Source organism: Candidatus Liberibacter asiaticus (genome assembly GCF_000590865.3).
Classification (GTDB): domain Bacteria; phylum Pseudomonadota; class Alphaproteobacteria; order Rhizobiales; family Rhizobiaceae; genus Liberibacter; species Liberibacter asiaticus.
Map to the genome: position 1 here is coordinate 660,330 of NZ_CP010804.2, position 20,702 is coordinate 681,031.

Here is a 20,702-nt window from a genome sequence, read left to right on the forward strand (position 1 = left end):
TTTGAGAATATTCGCACATCATTACTACGATATTTATAGCTCAACATTAAAGAGGATAATTTTCTTTAAAGAAGATAAAGCACGCATATCTATGATGATCCCCCAAGAATTCAATTTCAAATAGGATTTTTTCGTAGACGAGTGATTGTCCAGAAAAAATAGATGAAACTATTCTATACACCATTAGCTTATAAGACAAGAGTATCATAAAAAATATCTGAATAATCTTTTTGAATGCTGAGAGAATCTGGCGAGAGGGTGTAACGTTTTCCTTCTAATGTCCAATACTCGTTCTTTTTTTCGATATAAAATAGATTATAAGATGCCTGTGGCTTGTTAGAATGTACTTTTTGAGAAGCCGATGCTATCCCTACGACTGGTATCAGCTTTTTCTCATTTTTTATCCAGTGAAGGCTATTGAGATGTGTATGCCCGTGTAGTATTAAGTCTGCCCCTTCATGCCAAATCATCTTTTGAAATCTTTGAATACCAAACATGCGATTGTATAGAGAGCTTGTATCTAAAACAGGTGGGTGGTGCATCATGATGATGCGAAAGAACCCTTTTTTATTTGCTTTTCGCAAAAGTTTGGATGTAGCATGAGCTTGCTCTTGTCCAAAATATCCATTAGCACTAAAAGGTGGGGTAGCTATTGCAGTTGAACACCCAATCAAAGCAATATTGTTGCGTATGCGCAAATAAGGGAATAATTTTTTCCCTGTGGAACAGGTGGTATCACTAGTGATATAGTCTTTCCATGCGTGCAAGGATTTTTCTTTTGCTCCGCTTATATAAGCATCATGATTACCTGGAACAATTGATATATCATGAGGATTGCCGATGCTTCTCAGCCAATGGGTAGACGTAAATATTTCTCTGTTACACGTAAAATTGACAATATCGCCTGTGATGGAAACATGATCAACGTTATGCAACAAAATGTCATTGATTAACAAGTTAGCCACTTCTTTCGAAAAGTATTTTTTCCTATTGAAGTGCCAATTGACTAATCCGATGATTCTTTTCGGGGATAGTTCGAAAAAAGATGGAGAATAGCTGAGATGAATATCCGATATATGCGCTAACACAAACATAATCGTAGTATAACGTTTTGTAATCTGTGGTAAACAGCTATAATTTATAAAAGTACTTATATTCTTAAACTATGATTTTTAGGATGAGCCATGTATATGAAAAAGAGTATCAATTTTAAAATAGACTGGCATATACAATAATGAAAATTTATTTTGAATTATATATGAAACGCAGTATTTATTGACCAAGTAAATAAAAAAATTAATCTCATTGGAATGAGGTAATGTCTTTGATGACATATGTTCAGTATGTAGTGGTGGAAAATGATGAAGAAAATATGCGTCTTGACCGCTGGTTTAAGAATCATTATCCGCATATTAATTTTGTAAATCTTCAGAAGATTTTACGATCTGGTCAGGTAAGAGTAGATAAAAAGCGTGTTAAATTTAATAATCGAATCCAATCTGGACAAGTGGTACGTATTCCACCTGTTATTAATGCTTTAAATCATATAATAAAAGAACAAAAAATTCTTGATTCATCTGTGAATTTGACCAAGCATTCGGATTTTCTAAAAAGCATTTTGCTGTATGAAGATAGCAAGATCTACGTCTTCAATAAGCCTGCGGGAATCTCTGTTCAAGGAGGATCGGGTATTGCTTATCATATTGATGGTTTTTTGAAATCTTGGGTGGATTCTAAAGGACAAAAACCACGTCTTACTCATAGGTTAGATCAAGAAACTTCTGGTATACTTGTTGTAGCGCGCACGCGTGCTGCAGCTCAACACCTTACGGAATCTTTCCGGATGCGCAGGATTCAGAAAATATATTGGTCATTAGTCTGGGGAATTCCGAAAAACAAAAAAGAATGTATTGCCAATTGGTTATTAAAAAAAAGTCATATTGGAGGAGATTATGTGCACGTAGTAAAGCAAAACGAGAAAGGAGCTAATTATGCAATTTCTCATTTTAAAGTCATTGATTGTTTTGCACAAAAATTTTGTTGGTTGGAAATGCAACCTCATACAGGACGTACACATCAATTACGGGTTCATGCTCTTCATATGGGGTGTCCAATCGTAGGAGATCACAAGTATTGCGCTAATTTTAAAGGAAATTTTACCAGTCCAATCCAAAACAAATTATATCTTCATGCACGTTATATGGATTTACCCCACCCTGAAGGGGGTAGATTACAAATAACAGCACCGTTGCCTGCACATATGGTTAAAACATGGGACTCTCTTGGTTTTAAATATGATCGAAATTTATATATCAAGCGCTTATATAGTCAGGATGAGTGCAAACAAAACATTTTGTGATGATAGATTTCAGCAGTGATTTTAAGATTATATTGCAATATTTTAGCAATGAAAGCTAGCGTAGATGTTTGTTTGATATTATCGGTATTTATTTGAAATATCAATTGAATTCCGATTATTTTTTGGTTGGATCCCGATTCTTTTTAAGTGTTCAGTATAGAATACGCCAATTGACTTTCCTATTCTCATTGTACCGTTTTCTTTTTTCTTTCTTTTGTAAGATGGAGAGATATGCGGGGGTAAAAAAGACTTTTAAGGTATCATAAAGTCAAGAGCAGTAGAGTATACCGTGTTTGTCTGTTGTACAGCAATCACTTGGCACAGCGGAAACCCACTAAGTGATTTGGATCTGGCGTGAACGTAATAGACATTCTTGTACACTAGGATGGGATAGATGCGAAACTTCTTCTAATGCCTGCTATCTAGCGGTGCAAAAATGTTTTGATCAGCTCAGAGATATTAGGAAATAGGAGGGAAAATTCTTAATTATGATGCAAAGGTGAGAGAGTAAAATCCTTTCTAATCATCAATTATTTATAAATGGGCAGAGCAGATCGCCTTCTGGACATGTAAGGTAGGATTCTAGTTTCTCATTTCGTTCGATGGCATGTCCTTGTAGACAATTCGCATAAATCATTGATTGTGCAGTTCCTTCTTCTGCTCCAGAAGCAGCAAAGGCGCATTCAGAACCTCGGTATATTTCCCATGCCATTTGTGATTTTTCAAATAATTCTCTTTGATGCTTTTCAACTTTTTCTAAGACTTTTTTATATGTTGCTTCTAGTTTCTCTTTTACTAGTGCAAAAGAATTTCCTGTGCATTGATTCATATCGGCTTGCATTAAAGTTTCGTTGCAATTAAGAGCCATTGATTGAAATGCTATGGCAATAATAGTAAGTGCAAAGATAATTTTTCTACACATGCATGTCTCTTGGATAACTATAATATTAAAATCCGCTAATTCTCAGGCGTTTTGGATTTTAGCAAACTAGTGTGAAAACTGCAATCAGGGAATAGTTGTAGTCTTACTCAAGAATACTATAATCAGTTTAGATATCTTGCTATCTGTGATATTGATTCCTACCATGTATCGCCTTTGCTCCTGTTAAGGGAGGATAGTTTGATCCTTGGTATGGAAAATCCTTCTTTTGAAGCGGTTTATTTGGTTATAGGTTAGTGTTGTTTTATCTTTAATAATTATATACTTAAGCAATGGAGAGGCGAATGAATATTGTCACACCTCTCGGTCAGTATGTAGATCAATTACTATCAATCTCTGTTTCTATTATAAAGAGCTAGCCCAATTCCCCATGTTATTGATCTTGCAGAGTATTTGAATTGCCAATACAACAACAAGGGATTCTTACTATGTGATTTTTGTGAAGATGCTATTAAATGAAAAATTTGATGTTTCTACAGAGTATGGATAGCATGCTCATTTGAATGCATTACATTATATCTCGATTATTTTACATCACATCTAGCTGAATTTTTCAGAAAAAACATGTCTTTTCCCAACATGATCGGCTTCACTTACTAATCCTTCTTGTTCCATACGTTCAACTAACAAAGCAGCACGATTGTATCCAATTTGTAATCGACGTTGGATAAAAGAAGTAGAGCAACGTTGATTGTCTATTACTAGATCCACTGCTTTTGCATAGAGATTGGAACGTTCTTTTTTTTCTTCGGAATCAAAATTATTCCCATCCTTGTCAGTATCAGTATCAGTAGTAACAGTGTTAAGATATTCAGGACATCCTTGTTTTTTCAGATGTTGAACAACTTTTTCAATTTCAATATCAGATACGAGAGGGCCATGCACGCGTTGGATGCGTCCTCCTCCCGACATGTAAAGCATGTCTCCTCGTCCGAGCAGTTGTTCAGCACCATGCTCGCCTAAGATCGTGCGACTATCAATTTTTGAGGTTACTTGAAAAGAAATTCGTATGGGGAAATTTGCCTTAATTGTGCCAGTAATAACATCTACGGATGGTCTTTGTGTTGCCATAATTAAGTGGATACCTGCTGCGCGTGCCATCTGTGCCAACCGTTGAATGGCTCCCTCAATTTCTTTACCAGCAACCATCATCAAGTCTGCCATTTCATCAACGATAATGACAATATAAGGCATAGGACGCATATCATCACCACATCCTTGTGGTTTTTCCCCATACATTGTGGAAATACGCTCATTATAACTCTTGATATTGCGGACAGAAAGGTGAGACATTTTGCGATACCGCTCTTCCATTTCACGTACTGCCCACTTTAAAGCCATGACAGCTTTTTTAGGGTTTGTGACAACAGGAGTAAGGAGGTGGGGAATGCCGTCGTAAACCGACAATTCTAGCATTTTAGGATCTACCATAATCATGCGACATTCATCAGGACGTAAACGATAAAGCAAAGACATAATCATTGTATTGATAGCAACGGATTTTCCAGATCCGGTAGTTCCTGCTACGAGGATATGAGGCATGTTTGCTAGATCAGCGATGACAGATTCCCCACTGATTGTTTTTCCAAGGCACAAAGCTAAATTAGCTTTAGAATGTGAGAAAGATCGAGATTCAATGATTTGGCGAAGATAAACAGTTTCCCGAGTTTCGTTGGGAAGCTCAATACCAATGGCATTGCGTTTGGGGATGACGGCGACACGAGCTGATAGAGAGGACATAGAACGCGCGATATCATCGGCTAATCCTATGACTCTAGATGATTTGATACCCGGTGCTGGCTCAAATTCGTATAAAGTCACTACAGGCCCAGGATTCACATTGATAATTTCTCCTTTAATGCCGAATTCTTCTAAGATTGTTTCTAATGATCCAGCATTTTTTTCCAAAATTTCATGAGTTATTCCTTGTAAGTTTACATTTGATTGTACCTGAAGAAAGGACGAGCATGGTTGTTCATACTGTTTTTGTCCTTTAGCAATTTCTTGTGAGGTATCCTGAAACATATGCTCAGTCATTGTATTAGAGGATGAAGGTTTGTGATCAATAGAAGATTTCTTTTGTTGATCACCTGCAGTAGTAGGTGTGGAATCAGTTCTTATTTTTTTATTATGCAAGTACTCTGTAGACATGTGTGGAGCAAGATCTGTGTGATCTGAGAGATCTTCTGCTGATTGTATAGGTATGGGTGTGTATTGATGATGATCATTGAAAGACAGGAAAGAATGAGGTGTGGATAATCCTTCAAAAAAAGCGAAATCTGACAACCAAGATAGCGTATCAGGATTTTGGTTTATTTGGTCTGAGACGTTGCTAGCCGTGTCCGTGTTTACTTCTTCTATAACATCTAAAGAAGGTTCAATCGTTTCTTTTTGCATATTTGGGTCAGGATGGGAACCATTCTTCTGCACAAGATGTAGCTTATGTGGCGTCTTTTGTGAGTTGAATTGATCGGCAACAGAATTTCGATTCATCATAAATCGGTTCTTTAAGTAAACGAGAGAACTAGTCGATTTTAAAGATTCTGTTACCGCTTTCGTATGGAGATAATCGCCAATAGAATGCTCTGTTTCTTTGGGTTGTTGTAATGTAGAATTATTGCGATACCGATTGAGATCATTCTCGGGCGTGCGTGTGAAACGCACATTAGGGGCGAGTAGAAACGCTTCGTGCCACGGTGGAACAAAAGATTTTAGATCCACTTGCTTATGGGGAGTTTCGAGCCAATGTAAGTTATTTTTTTTTGAACATTTCATGTTTGCTACTACGGTTAATTTTCTCTTTACCGGAAGACCATAGTAAAAATCAGTTAATAATTTACTTCTGAAATTCAATCTAATTAGTTTAATATCAATAATCTGATGAGGTTTATAATTTCGACCAGTGAATTTGATTGATGTGGAGACTGAAAATATATCGTAGTGAATGATTTTTATGGAGTGAAAAGAGCAATGAAGCAGTATCGGCGTATTTTGCGGTAGAAGAAAAATATTTTTTTACCAATTACTATTGTTCACAATTCCAGTCTTAATGGATGGTAGAAAATCGGCATTTTTTTCTCATACCTAGTGTGTATGACGTATTCTATAAGATTAAAAATTACTATTATACAAACCTCTTATTGGTTATATCTCTCGAGGAGACTATTCTGAGTTAGTTTCGTGTTTTTTTGAGGTATTGTTTGCACATCAAACCGGAAATGAAGTGATGAACGACGGTTTTTACGTAAAATTTTTTTCAGGGTATCAGACCAGTTTGGAGGAAAAAATATGTTTCAGTCTTTTGAAATGAAATCATCTCCCTCAAAAACATTTGAAAGAGTACACAATCTGCGATCGTGCTTTGATTCATTGGGGATGGATGCCTTTCTTGTCCCGCGTGTAGATGAATATAGAGGAGAATTTGTAGATAAAGGTTCCGAAAGACTTGCTTGGCTTTCTGGTTTTACGGGATCAGCGGGTATAGCAATTGTATTGCGTCAAAAATCTGTTATTTTTGTGGATGGACGGTATACCCTCCAAGTAGAAAAAGAGGTAGATACGGCATTATTTACGATAAAGAATATTGCCATTGAACCACTTCATGCTTGGATATCAGAACATGGTTTCGTAGGCCTTCGTTTAGGGTTGGATTCTCGATTACATTCGTCTTTCGAGGTTGATTTACTGCAAAAATCGTTGGATAAAATAGAGGGGGTTATAGTAGATGTGCCATATAATCCCATTGATTCTTTATGGAAAGATCGTCCGCAGCGATTGTATCGTAAGGTTGCAATGCAAGATATGGCGTATGCAGGAAGAGAATCTCAAGAAAAAATTCGAGATATTTGTAAGATCCTTCATCAAAAGGAAGTAGGGGCGGTTTTCATATGTGATCCTTCTTCTATCGCGTGGATTTTTAATATTCGTGGATTTGATATTCCATGTTCGCCGTATCCATTATCTCGAGCGATCCTTTATGCCGATGGCAAAGCTGAAATTTTCTTTGACAAACAATATATTAATGAGCAATTGAAAGCATTGCTATCTGCTGTAGCCATAGTATTAGATATGGATATGATGGATTCTCGGCTTGTTTGTCTAGCACGAACAAGTATGCCTATTCTTATCGATCCTAAATGGATTTCTTATCGATTTTTCAAAGTGATTGCTCAAAAAAATGGAGTGATGGTTGAAGGTTCGGATCCATCTTGTTTATTACGTGCTACTAAAAATAAAGTTGAAATCGAGGGTATGCAAACGGCGCATATTCAAGATGGTGTGGCGATGGTTTATTTTCTTTTTTGGTTTTATTCTCAGAGTTTAGAGACAATTACTGAAATTGATATAATCAAGAAATTGGAAAGATGTCGTGAGGAAATAGGTTGTAAGATGCGCAATCCTCTTCGTGATATTGCTTTTAATACGATAGCTGCTTCTGGCCCACATGCCGCCATTATCCATTATCAGGCGACTGTGCAAAGTAATCGCTTATTGCAGAAAGATGAATTGTTATTACTAGATTCCGGTGCGCAATACGTGAATGGAACGACGGATATTACAAGAACAATAGCAATTGGTGATGTAGATTATGAAAAAAAATACTATTTTACATTGGTTTTGAAAGGCATGATATCCGTGTCTACAGCACGATTCCCTCAAAGAACACGGGGTTGTGATCTTGATAGTATAGCGCGGATTTTTCTATGGAAATATGGTGCAGACTTTGCCCATGGTGTCGGGCATGGTGTCGGTTCTTTTTTGCCGGTGCATGAAGGTCCTCAAGGGATTTCTCGGACGAATCAAGAGCCTCTTTTACCTGGTATGATTCTTTCGAATGAGCCTGGTTATTATAGATGTGGTGCTTTTGGCATTCGTATTGAAAATGTTCTTTGTGTTTCTGAGCCAGAGACGATTAATAATGGTGAGTGTTTGATGCTTGGATTCAATACGCTCACTCTTTGTCCTATAGATCGAAAACTCATACTTGTTGAACTTCTTACTAACGAAGAAAAAAAATGGTGTAACGATTACCATAGACGCGTGTATACCTCTCTTGCTCCACTGATAGAGGATCAAGAAGTTTTATCTTGGTTATTTTCTGTCACTGCACCAATTTGACGAAAAGATCATGAATGTCATACAGCATCACCTTATCTGAGGTTTTCAAGAGTGTTTGAATTTTATTTATCTTTTTTCATAGGTGATTATGCGTAGCGATTCATTTTTTGCCAAACGTTTTCGAGACTTGAAACTAAATGCTCTATGTCAGAATCAGTGTGCAAAGGAGTAAGGGTAACGCGTAATCTTTCTTTTTTCTTTGCCACAGTTGGGTAGTTAATTGGTTGTATATAAATACCAAATTCTTTGAGTAAAATATTAGAGATCTGTGTGCACTTGTGAGAATCGCCGACCATGATAGGGATAATATGGCTTTCGTTGGGAATACAAGGAATGGCTTTATTTTCAAGAGAGTGGCGAAGTTGTTTTACACGTTCCAGATACTTTTTTCGTTCGTCATAGTGTTGTTTGATGTATTGGATTGAAGTAACAGAAGCGCTTGCAATAGCTGGTGGTAAGGATGTACTAAAAATAAAACCAGAAGCAAAAGAACGTATGAAATCACATAAATTTTCGGAAGCTGCAATATATCCACCGAACGTGCCAAATCCTTTTGCAAGAGTACCTGATATTATTGTGATTCGATTCATAATTCCTTCGCGTTCAGATATGCCAGCACCGCATGATCCGTGTATTCCGACAGCGTGTACTTCATCTATGTAAGTGATCGCATTATATTGATCAGCGAGATCGCATATTTCTTTAATGGGAGCTATATCTCCATCCATGGAGTAAATGGACTCAAAGATAATAATTTTTGGTATAGACAGGTCTGTTGCGGCAAGATTTTTTTCTAGATCTTCAAGATCATTGTGGTTCCATATAACTTTTTTACACCGCGCTTTATTAATTCCCTCAATGATGGAAGCATGATTATGGGAATCAGAAAAGCATATGATATTGTCAATTTGAGAACAAAGTGTCCCTATAGTTGCCCAATTTGCAATATAACCAGAGTTAAATATAAGCGCAGCTTTTTTCCCATGAAGGGTAGCTAATTCTTTTTCGAGCATAACATGATAGTAATTTGTGCCTGCAATATTTCGCGTTCCTCCAGCGCCAATACCGCATTTCTCAAAGGTTCTTTGAGCATTTTCTATGACCTTTGGATGTTTTCCCATTCCCAAGTAATCATTGGAACACCATATCGTGACCTTTCTTGATCCTTCGTCTGAATTATGTATCGCATAAGGGAATTGGTATTGCTCATATGCAAGTTCTGTGAAAAAACGATATCGTTTTTCATGATGGAGATAGTTGATTTGATCTTTGAAAAATTTTTCGAAATCCATACGACTTTCCTTGCGTTATTGTAATCCTCGAAGTGTGTTATATTGGTTAATGATGTGCTATTAAATCAGTTGAGGGTGAACCTTATTTCGCTATATGATTGCGAATGACGATAAAAGCAATATTCACGAATAAAGGGATTATAAGATCAAAACATAATTGTATCATACCTTAAGTAAAATAAAATAAATTATTTGGCAAAGTGATTTTGCGTTATGTAGAGGGCAACAGCTGCAGCATTTGATACATTGAGAGCTTTGATTATGCCGGGCATATGCAGGTGAGCCATAGAAGTTGCCGTTTCTTGGGTTTTGGGGCGTAATCCTTTTCCCTCGGCGCCTAAAATGAGAGCGATCTTGTCGTTTTTTATTTCTTGTTCTAGAGGTTTTTTGCTATCGGAAGAGAGTCCTATTGTTTGAAATCCCCAAGAATGCATTTTTTGTAAAGCATCGGTGAGATTGCTGATTCTAATATATGGAATATGCTCCAACGCACCTGAGGCGGATTTAGCAAGGACAGCTGATTCAGATGGGCTATATCGTTTTGTTGTGATAATGCCATCACAGCTAAAGGCGACAGCTGATCGTAATATAGCGCCTATATTATGAGGATCGTTGACATGATCTAGCACCATGAGTAGCTGGCTATTTCGCACTGCATCAAGTGTTGGGGAAAGTAAAGGAGCTGTTTCTAATGCCAATCCTTGATGAACTGCTTCTTTTCCGACAATTTTATCGATTGTTTGTGGTGGTACGGTTTTAACAGGAAAAGGATGAGGCAAGTTAGCATCCCAATCTAAACGCGCTAAGGCATTTTTTGTTGCTAACAATTGAAATATTTTTCTGCTGGGATTATTGAGCGCTGCGCTTACAGTGTGCACGCCATATAGAAATAAATTTTCTGGTTGGGATGTGTGTCGAGATTTTTGATTGAAGGATTGCATCTTTTTGTAGTCACGATGATTCCTCCGTAATTTTGCATAATGTGAGTCTTTTAGAGAGAAGATTTTTTCAGATTTTTTTTTTGATATTAAGTTCATAATTGAATTGTCCTCGAGAGAAATATGTACTAATGCTAACATGTTTTTCATTACAGATGTGTATTAGTAAGTGGATGCCTTTATTGTAAATAAGAATTTGATCATTTTTCTATGCTGTCTTGACAGTGATATACTTAGAAGTCATAACATTGCTGCAATGTGGTGCGCTTTGCATAGGAGGGATGCCCGAGTGGTTAAAGGGGGCGGACTGTAAATCCGTTGGTTTATCCTACGTCGGTTCAAATCCGACTCCCTCCACCACCAAGTCATCATTTTTCAGCGCGGGTATAACTCAATGGTAGAGTAGCAGCCTTCCAAGCTGAGTATGCGGGTTCGATTCCCGCTACCCGCTCCATGATTTTGTTTTCGGATTGTTAAGAATGCATTCTATATTATGAAGATTGTTGTTTTTTCGGTCTCGAGCTTGTTTAAGAATTGAAGTAGGAATGAAATAAATATGGTATTTATTTCTAATATTCTTCGTCGTGTACAACCTTCTGCTACGCTTGTAGCAGCTCAAAGAGTACGCGATTTGCGTTCCAAGGGTATTGATGTGTTATGCCTTACGGCAGGAGAGCCAGACTTTGATATGCCGGAAAATGTTAAGTATGCCGTTGTGCGTGCCATGGAAAGAGGTGAGACAAAGTATACCGCTGTTGCAGGTATATCCCCATTACGGGAAGCAATAGTTGAGAAATTTAGAAGAGATAATGATCTACATTATACTTCAGATCAGATTATAGTGGGCACTGGAGCGAAGCATGTTATTTTTAATGCTCTAATGGCAACGGTTAATATGGGTGATGAGGTATTGATTCCTCGTCCTTATTGGGTGTCATATCCTGACATGGTAGCCCTTTGTGGAGGGATCCCTGTTTTTGTTGATACTCAACAGGATGATAATTTTCAAGTTTCTCCAGAAAAACTTGAACAGGCTATTACTCCGAAAACGAAATGGTTGTTTTTAAATTCTCCTTCCAATCCTTCTGGCGTAGTGTATTCTCAAAATAGACTAAGGGCTTTAGCAGATGTTTTAGTCAGGAATCCACATGTTCATATCATATCGGATGATATTTATGAGCATATTGTCTATCGCAATTGTCAGTTTAGTAATATTGTCAATGTGGAGCCTTCTTTGTATGAGCGTACTCTTGTTGTTAATGGTGTCTCTAAGGCATATGCGATGACGGGTTTACGTATTGGTTATGCTGCTGGCGCGTTGAGTTTGATTAAGTCAATGATCGTTTTACAGGGGCAGCAGACTTCGGGGGCTTGTTCTATAGCACAGTGGGCAGCTGTTGAAGCTCTTAATGGTCCACAAGACTTTGTCGTCAATAATAGGAAGATTTTTGAATATCGTCGTGATTTATGTGTGGCTCAATTGCAAGGGGTGCCGGGGATAAGATATATGATTCCTGATGGCGCTTTCTATTTATATCCTTCTTGTCAGGATCTGATAGGGAAGAAATCCCCTTCTGGGGATGTTATAAGAACGGATCTGGATTTTGTAAATGGGCTTTTGGAAATAGAAAAAGTTGCTGTAGTTCAAGGATCTTCTTTCGGTCATGGACCAAGTATTCGCATCTCTTATGCAGTATCCGATGCTATTTTAGAAGAAGCATGCGTAAGGATTAAGAGATTTTGTCACTCTTTGCAATGAGGTTTCCTCTAGTTACTGCATCCATTTGAACTTTTTCTTGGGAAAGACCGGTATCAGGGGACATGTGTTTCTAGATTCGTTTAAATACGGTTTTGAATATGCAGCGATAATCATCGTTCTTGATGTCAGATTATTCTTTTCGGCGATATTAATATTTTTTTAGTAATATTGACAAGAGAGGTGCATCTAAGCATAATCGCCACTGATAGGTAGATGTGTGTCTGCTTAGGTTTTGGTATGGTGAAAATTATTGTGATAGGGGTAAGTTAATTTCTCAAGTTTGGCACTTTGCGTGAATACGAGCTGGAGAATTTATTGGGCTTAGATCGTTTTTTCGGTTTGTCAGTTTTTTGTATAGGGAGAAACTATATCTCTAAGTTTTCTCCCTTTTGTTTTGTTGAAATACAGTTATTGAGTGTTTGATGGCGACTCTATAATCGGTTAGGTTCTAATTTTTTGAATGGTACATAAAGTATTATTGATGCTAGGCTACGTATTCATTGGGTTTAGTGTCTTTTTCGTATATTCCCTTGAGATTTGAAATAACTGTTATTGCTTGTTTGCGTTATAGATTGATCAGTAGAGCGCTATGATTATGAGATCTGGAAGATTGCTATATGAAGATTTTTGAAAATATTCCTCAAGTTATAGGAGAGGCGCTTTCTGAGCGGGGTTATGTTAATTTAACATCAGTTCAAGAGGCTATTTTGAATCCTGATCTGCGAGAGAAGGATGTTTTGGTTTCAGCGCAGACTGGTTCTGGGAAGACTGTGGCTTTTGGATTAGCTTTAGCATCAACTCTACTTGCGGAGAATGACCGTTTTAGTCCAGCGAGTGCTCCTCTTGCTCTTGCGATTGCTCCTACAAGGGAATTAGCGGTGCAAGTAGGACGTGAATTAGAATGGCTTTATGCAAAAACTGGAGTTGTTGTCGCGGTATGTATTGGTGGGGTCAGTGTGCATCGTGAGCGACGGGATTTACAAAATGGAGCGCATATTGTTGTCGGGACACCAGGTAGGTTGTGTGATCATATTCGAGGTAAGGGTTTGAATATTTCCCATCTCAAAGCTGTTGTGCTTGATGAAGCAGATGAGATGCTCGATTTAGGTTTCCGTGACGATATAGAATTTATCCTTGATTCTTCTCCTAAAAAAAGACGTATGTTAATGTTTTCTGCTACGATTTCTCCTGCTATTACGACATTAGCTAAGAATTATCAAAAGGATGCTGTGCGCGTTAATATAGCTTCTGAGAATCGTCAGCATAGTGATATAGATTATCGTGCCCTGCCCGACCCGTACGACCGCTCCGATGTAATAAATTCTCAGGATTCGATGACAGTTCAGCATGAATCACCAACTCAAGATCCGGCAAATCAATACCACGTGCATCTGTATCACGTTTTACTAAAGTATTGGCAGAGCACTTGTTTCAAGTTGTGGCTCTGTCGGGAGAATTAAGCCAGCAAGAGCGTAGTAATGCGTTGCAGATGATGCGTGATGGAAGGGCTCGTGTGTGTATAGCAACGGATGTTGCTGCACGTGGTATTGATTTGCCGGATCTTGAGTTGGTGATTCATGCTGAACTGTCATCGAATCCTGAGAATTTATTACATCGGAGCGGTCGTACGGGTCGGGCAGGGCGCAAAGGAATGAGCGTTTTTGTTATTCCTCAAAATATGCAGCGTCGCGCTGAACGCTTGTTTAGAGAAGCTAATGTTTCAGTTGTTTGGGAACCTGCGCCTTCGGTAGAAGCAATAAGAGAACGTGATGCGCAAAGGATTCTTCAGGATCCATTATTTTTAGATTCTATTCAAGGGGATGAAAAGAAGATGGTTGATGTTTTGTTAGCAAAGCATGATCCCGAAAAAATAGCAGCTGGTTTTTTGCGTATTCATCGTGCAGGACTCTGTGCTCCAGAAGAGATAACTCCTGTCTCTTTAGTTTCTGGGAGAGATCGTTTTCGAGATGATTCTAGGGCTTTCAAAGTCGGAGGAGGTTCGAGAGATAATTTTAAAGGTTCTTCTTGGTTTTCCCTCTCTGTGGGCAGTAAACAGAAAGCTGAGGCTAGGTGGTTGATGCCTATGTTATGTCGTAGTAGTGGAATTAATCGACAGAGCATTGGGGCGATTCGTGTACAACCAGACTTGACTTTTGTTGAGGTTTCTGCAGATGGTGTGGATCTTTTGCGCCGTACTGTAAAATTAGATAAAGGGATCCAATTGAAATATCTGGGTGGAGAAAAGCCAGATTTTAGAGGCTATAAGTCTTCAGGGTTTAAATCTAAGAATTCGCAGGATGGTGCGACTAAAAGATTTAAGCGGTTCAAAGGTGCGTCTAAGAATTAGATTTTTATTGTACAAAATATAATTTATGAATTTTATCTTTTATCTAAAGATGTATAGATAAGAGGTAAGATGAATTTTGTCCAAGATCTCTTCTAACGTTTCTAAAGTGTTATTATTCTTGTTTATCTTCGGAATCAATGTGTTTGATTCCTACTCGAAAGTAATCATATCCACTGTAGATGGTCAGGAGTGCTGAAATCCAAAGTAAGATAATGCCGGTTCCTGTGATATAGGATGTCTGATTTTCACAAGCAGGGCCTGCTAATAAAAATCCAATAGATATCATTTGAATGCCTGTTTTGAATCTTGCGATTCGTGTGACGGGGACACTTACTTTGAGTTCTGCAAGATATTCGCGTAATCCAGATACTAAAATCTCGCGACATAAGATTGTTATAGCCGCCCATATTGAGTACCTGTTTATCGTTCCATCTGCTGTCATTAAGAGGAGGACAGAAGATATGAGGAGTTTATCTGCTATAGGATCAAGCATGCGACCTATGTTGGAAGTTTGGTTCCAGACTCTTGCAAGGTAACCATCAAAAAAATCGGTAATTGAGGCAATGGTAAAGAGAGACAGGGCTATCCATCGCATAAGATTTGGGCTTGTAAAGCTTCCTATTTCCTGAATAAAAAAGCACAAGACTATGAGTGGTACGACCAAGATACGACCATAAGTAAGCATATTAGGAATGTTATAGGAACGGGAAGCCATTGAGTTATTCTAAGGAAACCTGATAGAAGTTGCGAACGAACAAAGGCATTGCACAAAATACCTTAACATACGAGAAAAATTCAAAGTTATGTGGGTGTGTGAGAAGTGTTTTTGTGGAAATGATTATAAATTTTACAAGCTATTTTTTTTGAAATTCCTTCTATTGATGCCAGTGTTTCAGGAGAAGATCGGGATATCATTTTAACTGTCCCGAACGATTGCAAAAGTAAACGTTTACGCAAGGGGCCGATACCGTTAATTTCATCAAGTGGACTATATGCAGCCTTTTTGCGACGTTTTCGATGAGTAGTGATAGCAAAACGGTGGGCTTCATCGCGAAGTCGTTGAATAAAATACAGAATAGGATCACGCATATTTAACACAAGTGCCTCTCCTTTTTTTACAAAAAACTTTTCCATTCCAGCGCTGCGTTTAGGCCCTTTAGCAATGCTTATAATTGTAATACGATTTTCAACATTTAATTTTTTTAACACGCCCTGTGCGGCGGATAATTGTCCTTTACCCCCATCAAGAATAACTACATCTGGCCAAGAAGGAAAGGAATATTCCTGTTTTTTAGGATGAAAATTTAAATTTTCTTCATTTTTAATCAATTGAGAAAATCTCCTTTCTAATACCATCCGCATCATGGCGCAATCATCTTGTGTTTTAACATCATTTGGATGCAAATTAAATTTTCTGTATTGATTTTTTACAAAGCCATTTTCTCCAACTACAACCATACATCCAACGGCACTGCAACCCATAATATGAGAATTATCATATATTTCAATGCGTTTAGGGATGTGTGGTAATGCAAATTTTTTTGTAAAATCTTTCAGGATCATTTGATGAGATATCTCGGTAGAAAGTTTTTGTGTATGAGATCTGTGTGCATTGATCAAGGCTTGTTCAATAATTTTTCTTTTTTCGCCTTGTTTGGGAACCGTAATTTTTACTTTATATCCGTATTGTTTAAAAAAAGATATTTCTAGTAAAGAAGTTTCTTCTGCTTCTTCTGATAACAAAATATTTTCTGGACAAGGTTTATCTGTGTAAAATTGTCTGAGAAAATAGCTTAGAATCTGTGCGTTGGTTGATTCAGAATCTGTTTTTAAAAAAAAAGTGCAGGTACCTCGATTTTGTCCGAAGTGAAAAAAGCAAGTTTGTATACAAGCAAGATTTTTATTGTGATAAAGTGAGAAACAATCCATCCTGTTGTAGATTGAGTCATTATGATTTTGAATATGAGACAGCGCTGCTAGCCGATCACGATGTATAATTGCTGATTCATAATCCTCTTTGAGTGTTGCCTGATTCATGTTACGGGCGATTTTTTCTTTTAGATTATGATTACCTCCAGAAAGAAACTTCTTAGCTTCATGGACGAATTCCATATATTTTTCTGAGCTTATTTCTCCTGTACATGGTCCAGAACAGCGTTTAATTTGGAAAAGAAGACATGGTCGTGTTCTGTGTCTAAATACGCTATCAGCACAACTGCGAAGAAAGAAGGTGCGTTGGAGAGAATTAATGGTTTTTTCTACCGCATCGACAGATGCAAAGGGACCGAAATAACTTCCTTGGATTGTAGAGGAGTCTCGGTGTTTATAAAGGGCTGGGATTTTATGTTTATCTGTGATGAGAATATAGGGAAAAGATTTATCATCGCGTAATAATATGTTAAAACGAGGCTTTAAGCGTTTGATCATGTTGGCTTCTAGGAGAAGAGCCTCGACTTCTGTACAAGTAACAGTAAACCGTATATTATTTATCTGACTGATCATGTGCGTGATGCGATGCGTATGATTGTTTGAGTGCATATAACTTTTAATTCGTTTTTGAAGATTATAGGCTTTTCCTACATATAATACTCTTCCTGCAATATCTAGCATCTGATAGACTCCAGGACATTCTGGCATTTGTTCGCTAGACATTCGTATGATGTCTATGCCTTTTTTTTTGTTAAAAATATGGTGACTCATGTTGATCAGACGCTTTTTTTATTTTTGAATATGGAAAAAATATCCTTTTTCACTATTAAAGGATCAAGGCTCAATTGCATAATAAATTTATGACAATTTTTCTATAGATTTGTACTATGTTTAGCCTGTAGTATTTATCGCATAACTTAATAATTTGTAATTTATAGCTTATTTTGAAAATTGTGAATTATATTTTGGGAATTTACATCTTTACATCTTTACATCTTTACAATATTTCGATAGGGATTACTATACAATAGTGAAGAGGAGTGATATACGATAAGACGATAGTAACTTAATAGCCTATTTCAGTTATCATGGGGGTCTATTGATTAGAAGCGATTTTTTTTGCAAAGGTGTGATTGCTTCTTTGCAATTTTTTTGGTATTTGTGATAATACTGGGGAAAAGCGTTTTTAGTTCTTATTGTGTAGTCGTTTTGGTGCGTGATTCTTCGTAGCTTCCATCTTTTTTGTATTGGAAGTGATTGAGGAATTTGTTAAGGTCTCGGTTTTTCGGGGCGTTATTAAGTGTATCGCCTCCTTTCGGGGATGTGCGTTTTAAGGGAGAAATGTAATGCAAAAACTTTTTTTAGCTGTTGGGGTTTCTAGTTTGGCACTCGCCTCTTTCTGTTCTGCTCAAGCAGCTGATCCTGTGCGTCGTGCTCATCATGGTGGTCGTGGAGTAGTTCCAACCATTGCTACTAATCGATATGTTCCGATTCGCCACGACTTTAACGGTCCGTATGCAGGTCTGAGTGCATTGTATAATGGGTCGTTTGGCGAAGAAGCCCATCATAATGCTGGGGGATCTATTTTCGCTGGATATAACGTCGAAGATTCTTGCATAATGTATGGTGTTGAGGGAGATGTTCGCTATACTGTCCCTGTTCTAGCAGATAATATACATTCTCTTCATGGTATTGGAGGCTCTTTGCGTATCCGTGGAGGATATGAAGTTTCTGATTCGCTCCTGTTGTACGCTACTGTTGGTCCAGATGTAGCTCAAAAATATGAGACTGGCAAAGCAGGCGAGATAACTCCTATTGCTATAGGTGGAACTGCAGGTGTCGGTGTTGAAGTCGGAGGATTATCCGAAAGTCTCGTAGCTCGTTTAGAGTACCGTGCAAGCAAATATAGTAAAGTTGAAGGTTTCTATAATACCATCTCTTTGGGTGTAGGAATGAAGTTTTAATATTTCTACTGATTTTGGTGTTTAAACCGGGCTTTAAGCCCGGTTTCCCTTTATAATTTCATCAAGTTATTTTTTCGTATAAGATAATAAACGGCTTGGTTTTTAATTTTTTAGGTCAAAACAAGTGGCTGTCGCGATCGTGTCATTTGTCTATGACGGTTTTTTGATATTGCATACAATGCTAAAATTTTGTTTTTCTGCTCAATGAACTGTTGATCTTGGCAGATTCTTGGTTATCACGTTTGAGGGATGTAACTGATATATAGTCGGGAGAAGAACAATTTTTTTATACAATATCTTACCACCGTTTATTTCTCGTAGGATCTTCCCTAATATATTTGATCTTTTAGCATTTGTATTGGTTATTGGGATAATCAATATTCTTCTGCATGGTATACAGGAAACAACAGTGCCACGTGATATTGTGGATATTGTTCCTATTACACTTGATGTGCATTCCTTGCCACAGTACGCGTCCCGTACGACTTTGCGTATGCTAAGTGCAATGGTCATTTCTTTGTTGTTTACATTTGTTTATGCTACTCTTGCAGCTAAGAGTCGTCGCTTAGGAATGGTCCTTGTTCCTATTTTAGATATTATGCAGTCTATTCCTATACTCGGATTTTTAACATTTACAGTTGTTTATTTTATGAATTTATATCCTGGAAAAGTTATAGGCGCTGAATTAGCGGCTATTTTTGCTATTTTTACCAGTCAAGTATGGAATATGACTTTTAGTATGTATCAATCTTTGTGTAATATTCCAAGGGATTTAGAAGAGGTATCTCGTAGTTTTAGGCTTTCTGGTTGGCAAAAATTTTGGTATTTAGGTGTTCCATTCAGCATGCCAGGATTAGTATGGAACATGATGATGTCAATGTCAGGGGGGTGGTTTTTTGTCGTAGCCTCTGAAATGATTGTGGTAGGTGATACTGTCATACCTCTTCCAGGTATTGGATCGTATATAGCATTGGCAATTAAAGAACAAGACTTATTAGCAATATTATATGCGATGTTAACAATGCTAGGAGTCATTTTTCTCTACGATCAGTTATTATTCCGCCCTATGATTGTATGGTCAAATAAGTTTCGCCTTGAAAGGACAACGGGGATATATCCTGCTGATTCGTGGGTCTTATACTTATTTCGCAAAACAAATTTTTTGCGTTTTATAGGGTATAGTTCTTGGAATTTTTTTTCGCCATTATCTAATAATGTGAAAAAATTATGCAGGACACTCGGAGTAATACGATTTCATTTTCCAGAAAATTTTCTCCAACTTTGTTCTAATCAAAGAGTATCATATATGCTAGACATCTTCTGGTTTTGCGTAGTATGTGGTGTTGCTATTGGGATAGCTTGGCAATCTATCGGATATATTGTCAATCACTTTACTTATCAAGATGTTCTGTATGTGATATGGCTTGGATGTATTACGATGTTTCGCGTGGTTGTTTTAATTATTATTGCATCCATTATTTGGATTCCTGTTGGTATCTGGATTGGTTTTCGCCCGCATATTAGTAGTAAAATACAACCTTTTGCTCAACTTTTAGCTGCTTTCCCCGCCAATGTTTTTTTTCCTCTTGTGGTCTCTTGTGTTTCCTATTATCACCTTAATCCTAATCTATGGTTGTCATTGTTAATGATATTCGGAACCCAATGGTATATTCTGTTTAATGTTATTGCTGGGGCTAGTGCTTTTCCTAATGATTTCAAGGAAGTTGCGAGTAGTTTTCACATTACTGGTTGGCGTTGGTGGAGATATATTATTCTTCCAGGAATTTTCCCTTATTATGTGACAGGTGCTATTACAGCGTGTGGGGGAGCTTGGAATGCTAGTATTGTATCTGAAGTAGCTAGCTGGGGTCATATTCATCTCAGGACAACAGGTTTAGGTGCTTATATTGCAGAATCTACGGAAAAAGGAAGTTTCCCAGAAGTTGTTCTAGGTGTTTTGATCATGTGTTGTTTTGTTTTAGCATTGAATCGTTTCTTATGGCATCCTCTTTATCTGTATGGTACACGTTGCCTGCGTCTATAATTTAATATTTAT

13 protein-coding genes, 2 tRNA genes and 2 pseudogenes are annotated in these 20,702 nt (G+C 37.5%); 9 read left to right on the forward strand and 8 right to left on the reverse strand.

The window, feature by feature from the left end; translation table 11 throughout:
- Window positions 1-188: 188 nt before the first annotated feature.
- Entirely contained in the window at window positions 189-1,094 is a 906-nt protein-coding gene (locus tag CD16_RS02985) for a metallophosphoesterase family protein (RefSeq protein WP_031934902.1), read from the reverse strand.
- Window positions 1,095-1,327: 233 nt separating this feature from the next.
- On the opposite strand from CD16_RS02985, the gene CD16_RS02990 reads away from it, so the two are divergent.
- Window positions 1,328-2,359: an RluA family pseudouridine synthase gene (locus CD16_RS02990; RefSeq protein WP_045490453.1), complete on the forward strand. Its 1,032-nt coding sequence runs from the start codon at window positions 1,328-1,330 to the stop codon at window positions 2,357-2,359.
- Between the two features lie 526 nt (window positions 2,360-2,885).
- Here CD16_RS02990 and CD16_RS02995 read toward each other — a convergent pair.
- Entirely contained in the window at window positions 2,886-3,281 is a 396-nt protein-coding gene (locus CD16_RS02995) for a lysozyme inhibitor LprI family protein (RefSeq protein ID WP_015452552.1), read from the reverse strand.
- Between the two features lie 558 nt (window positions 3,282-3,839).
- Complete coding sequence (locus CD16_RS03000; RefSeq protein WP_015452553.1) at window positions 3,840-6,074, reverse strand: DNA translocase FtsK; 2,235 nt, start codon at window positions 6,072-6,074, stop codon at window positions 3,840-3,842.
- A gap of 513 nt (window positions 6,075-6,587) precedes the next feature.
- On the opposite strand from CD16_RS03000, the gene CD16_RS03005 reads away from it, so the two are divergent.
- Window positions 6,588-8,417, forward strand: a complete 1,830-nt coding sequence (locus tag CD16_RS03005) for an aminopeptidase P family protein (RefSeq protein WP_015452554.1) — start codon at window positions 6,588-6,590, stop codon at window positions 8,415-8,417.
- A gap of 86 nt (window positions 8,418-8,503) precedes the next feature.
- On the opposite strand, the gene hemA is transcribed toward CD16_RS03005, so the two are convergent.
- Together hemA and CD16_RS03015 are read right to left on the reverse strand one after the other, a co-directional pair.
- Complete coding sequence (gene hemA, locus CD16_RS03010; RefSeq protein WP_015452555.1) at window positions 8,504-9,709, reverse strand: 5-aminolevulinate synthase; 1,206 nt, start codon at window positions 9,707-9,709, stop codon at window positions 8,504-8,506.
- Window positions 9,710-9,897: 188 nt separating this feature from the next.
- Window positions 9,898-10,746, reverse strand: a complete 849-nt coding sequence (locus CD16_RS03015; protein ID WP_015452556.1) for a TrmH family RNA methyltransferase — start codon at window positions 10,744-10,746, stop codon at window positions 9,898-9,900.
- Between the two features lie 176 nt (window positions 10,747-10,922).
- On the opposite strand from CD16_RS03015, the gene CD16_RS03020 reads away from it, so the two are divergent.
- From CD16_RS03020 to CD16_RS05785, 4 genes and pseudogenes are all read left to right on the forward strand, one after another.
- Window positions 10,923-11,007 (forward strand) — tRNA-Tyr (locus tag CD16_RS03020).
- Between the two features lie 20 nt (window positions 11,008-11,027).
- Window positions 11,028-11,101 (forward strand) — tRNA-Gly (locus CD16_RS03025).
- A 102-nt stretch (window positions 11,102-11,203) separates the two neighbouring features.
- Window positions 11,204-12,406, forward strand: coding sequence for a pyridoxal phosphate-dependent aminotransferase (locus CD16_RS03030; protein WP_015452557.1), 1,203 nt, complete (start codon window positions 11,204-11,206; stop codon window positions 12,404-12,406).
- Between the two features lie 617 nt (window positions 12,407-13,023).
- Window positions 13,024-13,539: pseudogene (locus CD16_RS05785) on the forward strand (DEAD/DEAH box helicase); the annotation flags it as partial.
- A gap of 151 nt (window positions 13,540-13,690) precedes the next feature.
- Here CD16_RS05785 and CD16_RS05705 read toward each other — a convergent pair.
- Window positions 13,691-13,804 (reverse strand): annotated as a pseudogene (locus CD16_RS05705) (helicase-related protein); the annotation flags it as partial.
- A 28-nt stretch (window positions 13,805-13,832) separates the two neighbouring features.
- Here CD16_RS05705 and CD16_RS05710 point away from each other — a divergent pair.
- The gene (locus tag CD16_RS05710; RefSeq protein ID WP_174098450.1) at window positions 13,833-14,753 is read left to right on the forward strand and encodes a C-terminal helicase domain-containing protein; all 921 of its coding nucleotides are present in this window, start codon (window positions 13,833-13,835) and stop codon (window positions 14,751-14,753) included.
- 112 nt (window positions 14,754-14,865) lie between these two features.
- Here the strand turns inward: CD16_RS05710 and pgsA are convergent, their stop codons facing one another.
- A complete protein-coding gene (gene pgsA / locus CD16_RS03045; RefSeq protein WP_015452559.1) occupies window positions 14,866-15,468 on the reverse strand; it encodes a CDP-diacylglycerol--glycerol-3-phosphate 3-phosphatidyltransferase in 603 nt (200 codons plus the stop codon).
- An 86-nt stretch (window positions 15,469-15,554) separates the two neighbouring features.
- A complete protein-coding gene (uvrC, locus tag CD16_RS03050) occupies window positions 15,555-17,453 on the reverse strand; it encodes an excinuclease ABC subunit UvrC (RefSeq protein WP_015452560.1) in 1,899 nt (632 codons plus the stop codon).
- 575 nt (window positions 17,454-18,028) lie between these two features.
- Here uvrC and CD16_RS03055 point away from each other — a divergent pair.
- Both CD16_RS03055 and CD16_RS03060 read left to right on the forward strand, forming a co-directional pair.
- On the forward strand, window positions 18,029-18,646 hold the full coding sequence (locus CD16_RS03055) for an outer membrane protein (protein ID WP_015452561.1): 618 nt from the start codon (window positions 18,029-18,031) through the stop codon (window positions 18,644-18,646).
- A 280-nt stretch (window positions 18,647-18,926) separates the two neighbouring features.
- On the forward strand, window positions 18,927-20,690 hold the full coding sequence (locus tag CD16_RS03060; RefSeq protein ID WP_015824909.1) for an ABC transporter permease: 1,764 nt from the start codon (window positions 18,927-18,929) through the stop codon (window positions 20,688-20,690).
- The last annotated feature ends 12 nt before the right edge of the window (window positions 20,691-20,702 follow it).

What these genes read in the sequence shown, in the direction of transcription:
- CD16_RS02985 (WP_031934902.1), bottom strand. Translation starts at nt 1,094, where the DNA reads ATGTTTGTGTTAGCGCATATATCGGATATTCATCTCAGCTATTCTCCA.
- CD16_RS02990 (WP_045490453.1), top strand. Translation starts at nt 1,328, where the DNA reads ATGACATATGTTCAGTATGTAGTGGTGGAAAATGATGAAGAAAATATG.
- CD16_RS02995 (WP_015452552.1), bottom strand. Translation starts at nt 3,281, where the DNA reads ATGTGTAGAAAAATTATCTTTGCACTTACTATTATTGCCATAGCATTT.
- CD16_RS03000 (WP_015452553.1), bottom strand. Translation starts at nt 6,074, where the DNA reads ATGAAATGTTCAAAAAAAAATAACTTACATTGGCTCGAAACTCCCCAT.
- CD16_RS03005 (WP_015452554.1), top strand. Translation starts at nt 6,588, where the DNA reads ATGTTTCAGTCTTTTGAAATGAAATCATCTCCCTCAAAAACATTTGAA.
- hemA (WP_015452555.1), bottom strand. Translation starts at nt 9,709, where the DNA reads ATGGATTTCGAAAAATTTTTCAAAGATCAAATCAACTATCTCCATCAT.
- CD16_RS03015 (WP_015452556.1), bottom strand. Translation starts at nt 10,746, where the DNA reads ATGAACTTAATATCAAAAAAAAAATCTGAAAAAATCTTCTCTCTAAAA.
- CD16_RS03030 (WP_015452557.1), top strand. Translation starts at nt 11,204, where the DNA reads ATGGTATTTATTTCTAATATTCTTCGTCGTGTACAACCTTCTGCTACG.
- pgsA (WP_015452559.1), bottom strand. Translation starts at nt 15,468, where the DNA reads ATGGCTTCCCGTTCCTATAACATTCCTAATATGCTTACTTATGGTCGT.
- uvrC (WP_015452560.1), bottom strand. Translation starts at nt 17,453, where the DNA reads ATGAGTCACCATATTTTTAACAAAAAAAAAGGCATAGACATCATACGA.
- CD16_RS03055 (WP_015452561.1), top strand. Translation starts at nt 18,029, where the DNA reads ATGCAAAAACTTTTTTTAGCTGTTGGGGTTTCTAGTTTGGCACTCGCC.